The organism is uncultured Cellulomonas sp., assembly GCF_963527515.1.
In the GTDB taxonomy this organism is placed as follows: Bacteria; Actinomycetota; Actinomycetes; order Actinomycetales; family Cellulomonadaceae; genus Cellulomonas.
In genome coordinates, this window is the sequence record NZ_CAURTV010000113.1 from 1 (window position 1) to 10,943 (window position 10,943).

The window sequence follows — 10,943 nt, forward strand, 5'->3', positions numbered from 1 at the left end:
GAGCGGAAGGTCAGTCCGACCACAAGCACAGCGGACTGACCTGGAGCGCAGCGGACGCTGAGGGGCGCGGAGCGTCACTCGCACGGAGCGGAGCGCAGGATCAGTCCGACCACAAGCACAGCGACTGATTCGGAGCCCAGCGCGGCCTGAGGACGGTCTAGGCGCTGCTCGCGGCCTTCCAGCGCGCCAGCACGTCCGCGGCGGCGCCGCTGTCCAGCGACCGCCGCGCGTGCTCGGTGCCGGCCCGCAGCCGGTCCACGAGCGTCCCGTCGGACGTCCCGGCCAGCGTCCCGTCCGCCACGAGCGCCGCGGCGGTGTTGAGCACGACCGTCTCGCGCACCGCCCCGGTCTCGCCGTCGAGCAGCCGGCGGGCGACGTCGGCGTTGTAGTCGGCCTTCGCACCGCGCAGCGACTCGAGCCCGACCCGGCCGACGCCGAGGTCCGTCTGCCAGTCGACGACGGACTCGGTGACCTGCCCGTCGCGCACCTCCCAGAGGCGGGTGGGACCGGTGGGGGCGATCTCGTCGAGCCCGTCCTCCCCCCGGAACACCATCGCGCTGACACCGCGCTGGGCGAGGACGCCGGCCATGAGCGGCGCCATGCGGGCGTCCGCGACGCCGATCGCCGCCGACCGCGGCTGGGCCGGGTTGGTGAGCGGACCGAGGAAGTTGAACGCGGTCCCGATCCCCAGCTCGGTGCGCGCGGCGGCGGTGTGCCGGAACGACGGATGGAAGACCTGCGCGAAGCAGAAGGTGATGCCGACCTCCGTGGCCAGCTCCGCGACGCGGGCGGGCGGGTGGTCGAGCCGGATGCCCAGCTCCTCGAGCACGTCGGCGGAGCCGGACGACGAGGAGGCTGCGCGGTTCCCGTGCTTGACCACGGTGAGCCCGGCGCCCGCGATGACGAGCGCGGACATCGTGGAGATGTTCACCGTGTGCGCTCGGTCGCCGCCGGTGCCCACGATGTCGAGCGTGCGTCCGGGGACTTCGATGCGGACGGCGTGGGCGAGCATCGTGTCGGCCAGGCCCGTGAGCTCGGCGACCGACTCCCCCTTCGTCTTGAGCCCGACGAGGAACGCGGCGACCTTCGGCGTCGACGCCGCGCCGCTCATGATCTCGGACATCGCCCACGACGCCTGCTCGACCGAGAGGTCCTGACGTGCCGTGAGGGTGGCGAACAGGTCCGGCCAGCTGGACGCGGTGGACCCGTCGGTCATCGGATGACGGCCGGGGACTCGACCAGTCCCGCGACGGCGCCGTGCAGCTCGACCGGGTCCAGGGGACGGCTGACGACGGCGTCGGCGTTCGACCAGGACGCGAGCCACGCGTCCTGGGGCCGACCGGTGAGCACCAGCGTCGGCGGGCACCGGAAGATCTCGTCCTTGAGCTGTCGAGCCAGGCCGAGGCCGCCGACCTTGTCCGCCTCGCCGTCGAGGATCAGCAGGTCCAGCCCGCCCGACTCGGCCTGCGCGATGACCGCGGCCGCGGTGGCCACCTCGACCCACTCGATGTCGGGTGCGCCGCGGCGGAGCCGACGCCCGACCGCCAGCCGCACCTGCGCGCGGGCGTCGACGTCGTCGCTGTACAGCAGGATCCGTGGTCCGGGGGTGGCGGATCCAGTCGTGTCGGGCTGCGCCGTGCTCATCGGAGGTCCCTCACTGGTGGTCGATACAGGTCCGTGGGGATTCTGGCACGGGTGGTCGCGAGTCGGGGTAGAGGCCCGCCAGCGGATGCCGCGGACGCATAGCACGGGGCCGGCGACGCGCCCGCGGCTCACGACGCGCGTCCGCGCAGCGGCCGGGCGTCCGCACCCTCCAGATCGGCGTGATTCTCGACCGCCTGCGCGGCGCCCGGCGCCGAGATCGTGACGATGTGACATTTACCTGTGGCCACGCTGAGGGCCTAACGTCCCATGCGGGGTCGTCATCAGCCATAATGACGATCGTGTCGACCGCAACGGCTGCCCCGCGCACCAGCCCCCACGTGAGCGTCAACCGACCGAACCCCGTGTCGGTGGGGACGATCGTCTGGCTGGCCAGCGAGCTCATGTTCTTCGCAGGCCTCTTCGCCATGTACTTCACGCTGCGTGGCGCAGCGCCGGAGGCGTGGGCGGAGAACACCCCGAAGCTCAACATCACGTTCGCGGCGATCAACACCACCGTGCTGGTCCTGTCGTCGGTGACGTGCCAGATGGGTGTGTGGGCGGCCGAGCGCTTCCAGCCGGTGCGCACGGGATCCCTGCTCCAGGTGAACCGCTGGGGCATGAACGAGTGGATGTCCCTGACGTACCTCATGGGCGCCTTCTTCATCGGCGGCCAGATCTACGAGTACGCGGAGCTGGTCCACGAGGGCCTGACCATCGCGTCCAGCCCGTACGGGTCGGTCTTCTACCTGACCACCGGGTTCCACGGTCTGCACGTCGTCGGCGGACTGCTCGCCTTCCTCTTCCTGCTCGGCCGCTCGTTCAGCGCCAAGCGCTTCGGGCACCACGAGGCGACCACCGCGATCGTCACGTCGTACTACTGGCACTTCGTCGACGTCGTGTGGATCGCGCTCTTCGCGGTGATCTACCTCCTGAAGTAAGGGCGTCGGGCGCCCCCGCCCACCGCCTCCCAGACCCCATCCCCCACGTGCGAGACGAGGATCGATCCGTGAAGGCACTCGCAGCCCGCAGGCAGGATCGGCGTGCGCCGATCGTGCTGCTCCTGCTGGCGCTGCTGCTCACCGGTGGCCTGTACGCGGTGCTGGCACCGACGTCGGCCGATGCGGCGCCCGTCAAGGCGAGCACCACTGACATCGACACCGGCGAGAAGCTGTTCCAGGCCAACTGCGCCACCTGCCACGGACCGGCAGCGTCCGGCACGGAGAGCGGCCCGTCCCTCATCGGCGTGGGCGCCGCGGCCGTCGACTTCCAGGTCGGCACCGGCCGGATGCCCATGCAGGCGAACGGCCCGCAGGCGCTGCCCAAGCCCGCGCAGTTCGACCAGGACCAGATCAACCAGCTCGCCGCCTTCGTGGCGTCGCTCGGGGCGGGACCGTCGATCCCCACCGCGGAGCAGGTCGACCCGGCTCTCGGTGACGTGGCGAACGGCATGCTGGTCTTCCGGACCAACTGCGCGATGTGCCACAACGCCGTCGGCGCCGGCGGAGCGCTGTCCCAGGGCAAGTTCGCTCCCAACCTCTGGGAGACCACCCCCACCCACCTGTACGAGGCCATGCTGACCGGCCCGCAGTCGATGCCCGTGTTCAACGACGCGAACATCACCACCGAGGAGAAGCGCGACATCATCGCGTTCATCGACCAGCAGGGCGGCACCTCGCCCGGCGGGCTCGACCTCGGTGCCCTCGGTCCGGTGAGCGAGGGCCTGTGGGCCTGGGTCGTCGGCATGGGCCTGCTCATCGGCGCAGCAGTCTGGATCGGAGCGAAGTCCTCGTGACCACCCACGGACCAGGCCACGAGGCCGGCAACGAGCTCGTCACGCACACGCCGGGCGCGACGCCCGACAGGTTCGAGGACCCGGGCCACCCCGAGCACCACGACCGGATGGGCGACCTCGACCCGAAGGCGAACAAGCGCGCCGAGCGTCAGGTCGTGCTGCTGTTCGCCGTCTCCGTGCTCGCCACCCTCGGCTTCCTGATCGCCTACTTCGCCCTCCCGCCGGGTGAGACGGCGGAGTCGATGCTCCGCTCCAACCTCGCGCTCGGCCTGGGCCTCGCGCTCTCGCTCCTGGGCATCGGGCTCGCTGCCGTGCACTGGGCCAAGGCGCTCATGAACGACCACGAGAAGTCCGAGGACCGGCACCTGCAGCGCAGCTCGGACGAGAACCGCGAGGCCGCGGTGAACGTCCTCAAGGAGGGCGCTGCTGACTCGAACATCGGCCGGCGCGGTGTGCTCCAGGGCGCGGCGCTCTCGGCCCTTGCGCTCTTCCCGCTCGCGATCATCGTGCCCATCGTGGGAAACGTCGGTGGCGACTGGAACGTCTCGAAGTTCCGCCACACGATGTGGAAGAAGGGCACCAAGCTCGCGACCGACCCGTCCGGCCGCCCGATCAGGGCCGCTGACGTGACCATCGGCTCGGTGTTCCACGTCATCCCCGAGGGCCTCGAGGAGGCGGAGCACCCGCTCGACGAGAAGGCCAAGGCCGTCGTCCTGCTGGTCCGCCTCGACCCGGCCGACCTCAACGAGGCCGAGGACCGCAAGGGCTGGTCCTACGACGGGATCGTCGCCTACTCCAAGATCTGCACCCACGTGGGTTGTCCGGTCGCGCTGTACGAGCAGCAGACCCACCACCTCCTGTGCCCCTGCCACCAGTCGACGTTCGACGTGGCCAACGGCGCACGGGTCGTGTTCGGACCGGCGAAGCGGCCCCTGCCGCAGCTGCCGATCACCGTCGATGACGAGGGCTACCTGATCGCCCAGAGCGACTTCACCGAGCCCATCGGCCCGAGCTACTGGGAGCGTCTCAAGTGACGACGACAGCTACCCCGACCCCCGCCGGCAAGCTCGCCGGCGGCACGGCCGACTACCTGGACCAGCGCACCGGCATCGGCACGTTCGTCAAGGTGTTCGCGCGCAAGATCTTCCCGGACCACTGGTCGTTCCTGCTGGGTGAGATCGCACTCTTCAGCTTCGTCACGATCCTCATCTCGGGCGTCTTCCTCACCCTCTTCTTCGTGCCCAGCATGAACGAGGTGCACTACGAGGGCCCGTGGGCCGCGATGAACGGCGTCGAGATGTCGGAGGCGTTCGCCTCCACGCTGCGGCTCTCCTTCGAGGTGCGCGGTGGTCTGCTCATGCGGCAGATCCACCACTGGGCCGCCCTGATCTTCATGGCCTCGATCGTCACGCACATGATGCGCGTGTTCTTCACCGGAGCGTTCCGCAAGCCGCGCGAGGTCAACTGGGTGGTCGGCTTCCTGCTGCTCATCCTGGGCCTCGCCGCCGGCTTCTCGGGCTACTCGCTGCCCGACGACGTGCTGTCCGGCAACGGTCTGCGCATCACCGACGGTGTGGTGCGGTCGATCCCGATCATCGGCAGCTACACCTCGTTCTTCCTCTTCGGTGGCGAGTTCCCGGGCACCGCACTGATCCCCCGCCTGTTCACGGTGCACATCCTGCTGGTGCCGGGGATCATCCTGGCGCTCATCGCGCTGCACCTGTTCTTCGTCGTCCTGCACAAGCACACGCAGTACCCGGGCTCGGGCAAGTCGGACAAGAACGTCGTCGGCTACCCGCTGTTCCCGATCTACGTGGCGAAGGCCGGCGGCTACTTCTTCATCGTCTTCGGCGTCATCGTGCTCATGGCCGCGACGATGTCCATCAACCCGGTCTGGAACTACGGCCCGTACGACCCCTCACCGGTGTCCGCCGGAGCCCAGCCGGACTGGTACATGCTCTTCCTCGAAGGGTCCCTGCGCCTGATGCCGGGGTTCACCGAGTTCGTCGTCGGTGGTTACACGATCTCGCTGAACGTGCTCATCCCCGCGATGATCGTGCCGGGCATCCTGTTCACCGCGCTCGCGGCGTACCCGTTCATCGAGGCGTTCGCGACGGGTGACAAGCGCGAGCACCACGTGCTCGACCGCCCGCGCAACCGCCCGTTCCGCACCGCGTTCGGCGTCTCGGTGCTGACGGCCTTCTTCATCCTCGTGCTGGCGGGGTCCAACGACCTGATCGCCACGCACTTCCGCCTGTCGATCAACGACATCACCTGGGTGTTCCGCGTCCTGATCTTCCTCGGTCCGTGGTTCGCGTTCTGGGTGACCAAGCGGATCTGCCTCGGGCTGCAGCGCAAGGACCGCGAGCTGGTCCTGCACGGGCACGAGACCGGCCGCATCGTGCGGTTCGCCAACGGCGAGTACATCGAGGTGCACAAGCCGCTGGACGCGCACGAGCGCTGGTTGCGGGTGCAGCACGACGCCATCCGACCGCTGGAGATCGAGCCCGCGGAGGACTCGCGTGGCGTGCGCCGCAAGGGCTACGCCCTGGACCGGATGCGCCAGCGGATCTCGCAGACGTTCTACGAGGACCGCGTCGAGCCCGTGACGCCCGCCGAGCTGGCGGCATCGCACTCGCACGGCGAGCACGACGCGATCGCCCCCGCCGGCGCACCGGCCCCGGCCGAGCTCACCAGCGCGGTCGGTGGCGGCCAGCACCTGGTGGATCCGCAGGATGAGACAGCCCCCGACGGGCGGAATCGCTCGTCCTGAGCAAGAGTTGACCGTGGAGTCGGGCGGCTCGCCGTAACGGCGGGCCGCCCGTTCCTCTGTACAGAGCGGGCCGCGGCACGCGGCCCCAGACCGACGCAGGAGAGGTGTACTCACGCATGGCTGACTACTCGCTTCCGGATCTGCCCTACGACTACGCGGCCCTCGAGCCGCACATCTCGGGCCGGATCATGGAGCTGCACCATGACAAGCACCACGCCGCGTACGTGACCGGCGCCAACACCGCGCTCGAGAAGCTCGCCGCCGCACGCGCGGCCGACGACTTCGCCGCCGTGAACCTGCACGAGAAGAACCTCGCGTTCAACCTCGGCGGCCACGTGAACCACTCCGTCTTCTGGCAGAACCTGTCCCCCGAGGGTGGCGACAAGCCCACCGGCGAGCTGGCCGCCGCGATCGACGAGTTCTTCGGTTCGTTCGAGGCGTTCCAGAAGCACTTCGCCGCCAACGCCCTCGGCATCCAGGGCTCCGGCTGGTCGATCCTCGCGTGGGACTCGATCGGCCAGAAGCTCGTGATCGTGCAGCTGTACGACCAGCAGAGCAACATCGCCCTCGGCCTGGTCCCCGTCGTCGTCCTCGACATGTGGGAGCACGCGTTCTATCTGGACTACGTGAACGTCAAGGCCGACTACGTCAAGGCCTGGTGGAACATCGTGAGCTGGGCTGACGCGGCCGCGCGCTTCGACCGCGCACGCACGCAGACCGCGGGACTCATCGTCGCCCTCTGACACCGCCGCGACGCAGGGCCGTCCCCCGTCCGGGGGGCGGCCCTGCGCCGTTCACGAGTTCGGCTGCAGGGTCCCGATCTCGACGCCGTTCTCGTCCACGAACACCAGGTTCTCTCCCTCGAGCGTCGCCTTGACCGCCAGCGAGAGCCACGTGTCGACGCTCGGGCACGCCATCCGCGTGAGGCCCCACTCGCCGAAGGCCACCCGTGTCCCGTCCTGGTCCCACGAGCCGATCATCCGGTTGCACCCGTCGGTCCCCGAGGCCGAGCCGTCGTCGGCCAGCTCGAGCGACGCGACGCCCTCGGTGTCCTGGACGCCCCAGAGGCCCGTCACGTCCCGGACCTCCCCGCTGCCGGCCGAGCCCGCGCCGGTGCACGCCGTGAGCGCGACGGCCACGAGGACCACGAGCCCGGACCACCGCGACTGCCTCATGTCACCGACGCTAGCGCAGCAGATGCGAGAGGGCCCCTGCCGGGATCCGGCAGGGGCCCTCTCGACGTGCGGTCAGTGCGCGTGCTGGCCGCGGGAGAACTCGAACACCCAGCCGACCAGACCGATGACGCCGATCGCGATGCCGATGTACGACAGCCACCAGCCGATCGCGAGACCGGCGAACGTCACCGCCGCCGACAGGCCGAGCACCAGGGGCCACCAGCTCCACGGGCTGAACACGCCCTGGTCGCCCGCGCCCTGCTCGATCTCGCCCAGCGGGTCGTCCTCCGGGCGGGCGTCGATGCGGCGCGACAGCAGCGCGAAGTAGGCGCCGATCATGCCGACCAGGCCGCCGACCAGCGGGATGCCGACGGTACCGACGGGCTCGCCGCCGCTCCATGCTGCGTAGATCAGACCGACGGGGACGAAGAACAGCACCCCGTAGAGGAAGAGCTTGGTCTCGAACTTCATCGCGAGCCCTCCTCGTCGGTGCGCGGACGTTCCTCGACGATCGTCGCGGAGGACTGCTCCTGCTCACCCTTGTCGTTCACCACGCGGTCGGTCGCGACCTCGGTCTCACCGCGCCGGTCGGCCTCCCAGTCCAGCGGGCCCGCGTTGGGCTCCACGTGGTCCATGGCGGCCACCTCGGGGTGGTGCAGGTCGAACGCGGGACGCTCGGAGCGGATGCGGGGCAGCGACGTGAAGTTGTGCCGCGGCGGCGGGCAGCTGGTGGCCCACTCGAGGGAGGCGCCGTAGCCCCACGGGTCGTCGACCGTGACCAGCGGCGCGTTGCGCCAGGTGGTGTAGACGTTCCACAGGAACGGCAGCGTGGAGGCCGCGAGGATGACCGCACCCACGGTCGACAGCTGGTTCATCCAGGTGAAGCCGTCGTCCGGCGAGTAGTCCGCGTACCGGCGCGGCATGCCCTTGACGCCCAGCCAGTGCTGGATGAGGAACGTGGTGTGGAAGCCGACGAACAGCAACCAGAAGTGGACCTTGCCCAGCGTCTCGTCCAGCATCCGGCCCGTCATCTTGGGCCACCAGAAGTAGAAGCCCGCGAACATGGCGAACACCACGGTGCCGAAGACGACGTAGTGGAAGTGCGCGACGACGAAGTAGGAGTCCGACAGCTGGAAGTCGAGCGCCGGGCTGGACAGGATGATGCCCGTCAGCCCCCCGAACAGGAACGTGACCAGGAAGCCGATCGTCCAGAGCATCGGCGTCTCGAACGTGAGCTTGCCGCGCCACATCGTGCCGATCCAGTTGAAGAACTTCACGCCGGTCGGCACCGCGATGAGCATCGTCATGAACGCGAAGAACGGCAGCAGCACCGAGCCGGTGACGTACATGTGGTGCGCCCACACGGTCACGGACAGGGCGGCGATCGCGATGGTGGCGTAGACGAGGCCCTTGTAGCCGAAGATCGGCTTGCGGCTGAACACCGGCAGGATCTCGGTGACGATGCCGAAGAACGGCAGCGCGATGATGTAGACCTCGGGGTGCCCGAAGAACCAGAACAGGTGCTGCCAGAGGATCGCTCCCCCGTTCTCGGGGTTGAACACCTGTGCACCGAGCCGGCGGTCGGCGCCGAGGGCGAAGAGCGCGGCGGCCAGGGGCGGGAACGCCATGAGCACCAGCAGCGACGTCACCAGGGTGTTCCAGGTGAAGATCGGCATCCGGAACATCGTCATGCCGGGCGCGCGCATGGTGACGATCGTGGTGATGAAGTTGACCGCGCCGAGGATGGTGCCGAAGCCGGTGAGCGCGAGGCCGAACACCCACAGGTCACCGCCGAGCCCTGGCGAGTACACGGTGTTCGACAGCGGCGCGTACGCGAACCAGCCGAACGACGCGGCGCCCTGCGGCGTGAAGAACCCGGCTCCGGCGATGCAGCCGCCGAAGAAGAACAGCCAGTACGCGAGCATGTTCAGCCGCGGGAACGCGACGTCGGGCGCACCGATCTGCAGGGGCATGATCACGTTGGCGAAGCCCGCGAACAGCGGCGTCGCGAACAGCAGCAGCATGATCGTGCCGTGCATGGTGAATGCCTGGTTGTACTGCTCGCGCGACTGGAACAGGTCCATCCCGGGCGCGAACAGCTCGGCGCGGATGAGCAGCGCCAGGATGCCGCCGATGGCGAACCAGACGAACGACGTGATCAGGTACAGGTACCCGATGGTCTTGTGGTCGGTCGAGGTGATCCACTTGATCACCGTGCGGCCGAGGGTCTGGCGCGAGGGCGCCAGCCCGGGGATGTGCTCCGCGACGGCGGCCATCAGTTCTCGCCTTCCTGAGGAACGCTGTCCAGGTCCTGCTGACGGCTGTACTCGAGCCCGAGCGAGCCTTCCTGACCCTGGTCCCTGAGCTCCTCGATGTGCGCGTCGTACTCCTCGCGGGTCACGACGTGCACGTTGAAGAGCATCGACGAGTGGTACTCGCCGCAGAGCTCGGCGCACTTGCCGAGGTACTCGCCCACCTCGGTGGGGGTCACCTGGAACGTGTTCGTCTTGCCCGGGATCATGTCCATCTTGAACAGGAACGCGGGGATCCAGAACGAGTGGATGACGTCGCGGGAGTCGAGCGTGAACTCGACCCGCTCGTCCACCGGGAGGTACAGGGTGACCTGGTCCTCGAGCACGCCGGTGCCGGCGGAGCCGACGTCCTGGGCGTGCTGACCGGTGTCGTAGACGTCGTCGTCGAGGTAGTTGAAGTCCCAGCTCCACTGCTTGCCGATGACCTGCACGTGGACGTCCGCCTCGGCGGAGGTGTCCACCAGCGCCGTGGTGTCCCGGTTGGTGTAGTAGAAGAGCACCCCGACCATGATGATCGGCAGGATCACGTACATGACCTCGAGCGGCACGTGGTACCGCAGCTGCACGGGGAGGGTGTCGTCACCCTTGCGCTTCCGGTACACCGCGACGCACCACAGGATCAGGCCCCAGGTGATGAGGCCGACGATCAGCGCGGCGATCCACGAGCCGACCCACAGGTTGGTGATGCGGCCGGTCTGGTCGGTGATCTCGGCGTCGGAGCTGCCTGGCAGCCAGCCGCGCTGCACCTCGGCGGAGCATCCGCTGAGTGCGACGGCGACGACGCCTAGCAGGCCGGCCAGCAGGATCGCTGGTCGCCGCGTGCGACGGGGGGTGTCCGGGTGCAACGGGGGACCTCTCACTCGCGTCCCGGCGACGCCCCGCGCTGCAAGAGGGCACCACCCGGGACCTTCGTCCTCGACCCGAGCAGCCTAGCGCGCCGGCCACGTCCTTTCGTGCCGACGACACCCGATGACGACACCGTGTCAGCACCATCACACCGCACCACCTTCACCTGACCTGACGCTCCGACCAGGCCGGGAGCCGGTCGTCGGGCCCCAGGTGGGGGCTCCGCGGGGTTACGGTGCCCGGGTGAGCAGCCAGCCCGACGACCACCTCCGCGGCACCAGCGGGGCCGGCCCTGTGACGCACGCCACTGCGCGTCGGGCGGTCCTCGACGCCGGCGGCCGGGCACCGCTGCTGCCGGAGGCGCGCACGGCGTTCCTCGAGGCGCTGGACCAGGGCTGGGC

Annotated in this window: 11 protein-coding genes; 5 read left to right on the top strand and 6 right to left on the bottom strand. The window is 69.3% G+C overall.

Annotated elements, in window-relative coordinates; genetic code table 11:
• Nucleotides 1-157 precede the first annotated feature (157 nt).
• Nucleotides 158-1,216 carry an anthranilate phosphoribosyltransferase gene (gene trpD / locus RYN42_RS17635; protein WP_315098124.1) on the bottom strand — a complete coding sequence of 353 codons (1,059 nt, stop codon included), beginning with the start codon at nt 1,214-1,216 and terminating at the stop codon, nt 158-160.
• Entirely contained in the window at nt 1,213-1,644 is a 432-nt protein-coding gene (locus tag RYN42_RS17640) for a hypothetical protein (RefSeq protein ID WP_315098125.1), read from the bottom strand. The genes trpD and RYN42_RS17640 overlap by 4 nt, the downstream gene beginning before the upstream one ends.
• A gap of 290 nt (nt 1,645-1,934) precedes the next feature.
• Between RYN42_RS17640 and RYN42_RS17645 the strand changes: the two genes are divergently transcribed.
• The 5 genes from RYN42_RS17645 to RYN42_RS17665 all read left to right on the top strand — a co-directional run bounded on the left by RYN42_RS17645 (nt 1,935) and on the right by RYN42_RS17665 (nt 6,952).
• Nucleotides 1,935-2,582 carry a heme-copper oxidase subunit III gene (locus tag RYN42_RS17645; protein ID WP_315098127.1) on the top strand — a complete coding sequence of 216 codons (648 nt, stop codon included), beginning with the start codon at nt 1,935-1,937 and terminating at the stop codon, nt 2,580-2,582.
• 68 nt (nt 2,583-2,650) lie between these two features.
• Nucleotides 2,651-3,436, top strand: a complete 786-nt coding sequence (locus RYN42_RS17650) for a cytochrome c (protein WP_315098128.1) — start codon at nt 2,651-2,653, stop codon at nt 3,434-3,436.
• Nucleotides 3,433-4,470, top strand: a complete 1,038-nt coding sequence (locus RYN42_RS17655) for a Rieske 2Fe-2S domain-containing protein (RefSeq protein WP_315098130.1) — start codon at nt 3,433-3,435, stop codon at nt 4,468-4,470. Before RYN42_RS17650 ends, RYN42_RS17655 begins: the two co-directional genes overlap by 4 nt.
• Nucleotides 4,467-6,209 carry a cytochrome bc complex cytochrome b subunit gene (locus RYN42_RS17660; protein WP_315098132.1) on the top strand — a complete coding sequence of 581 codons (1,743 nt, stop codon included), beginning with the start codon at nt 4,467-4,469 and terminating at the stop codon, nt 6,207-6,209. The genes RYN42_RS17655 and RYN42_RS17660 overlap by 4 nt, the downstream gene beginning before the upstream one ends.
• A gap of 116 nt (nt 6,210-6,325) precedes the next feature.
• Nucleotides 6,326-6,952: a superoxide dismutase gene (locus RYN42_RS17665; protein ID WP_315098134.1), complete on the top strand. Its 627-nt coding sequence runs from the start codon at nt 6,326-6,328 to the stop codon at nt 6,950-6,952.
• Nucleotides 6,953-7,003: 51 nt separating this feature from the next.
• Here RYN42_RS17665 and RYN42_RS17670 read toward each other — a convergent pair whose 3' ends face one another.
• The 4 genes from RYN42_RS17670 to coxB form a co-directional block, all read right to left on the bottom strand.
• Nucleotides 7,004-7,384, bottom strand: coding sequence for an META domain-containing protein (locus tag RYN42_RS17670; protein WP_315098136.1), 381 nt, complete (start codon nt 7,382-7,384; stop codon nt 7,004-7,006).
• 72 nt (nt 7,385-7,456) lie between these two features.
• On the bottom strand, nt 7,457-7,855 hold the full coding sequence (locus RYN42_RS17675) for a cytochrome c oxidase subunit 4 (RefSeq protein ID WP_315098138.1): 399 nt from the start codon (nt 7,853-7,855) through the stop codon (nt 7,457-7,459).
• A complete protein-coding gene (gene ctaD, locus RYN42_RS17680; RefSeq protein ID WP_315098140.1) occupies nt 7,852-9,660 on the bottom strand; it encodes a cytochrome c oxidase subunit I in 1,809 nt (602 codons plus the stop codon). Before ctaD ends, RYN42_RS17675 begins: the two co-directional genes overlap by 4 nt.
• Entirely contained in the window at nt 9,660-10,541 is an 882-nt protein-coding gene (coxB, locus tag RYN42_RS17685) for a cytochrome c oxidase subunit II (protein WP_315098142.1), read from the bottom strand. The genes ctaD and coxB overlap by 1 nt, the downstream gene beginning before the upstream one ends.
• Nucleotides 10,542-10,943 lie beyond the last annotated feature (402 nt).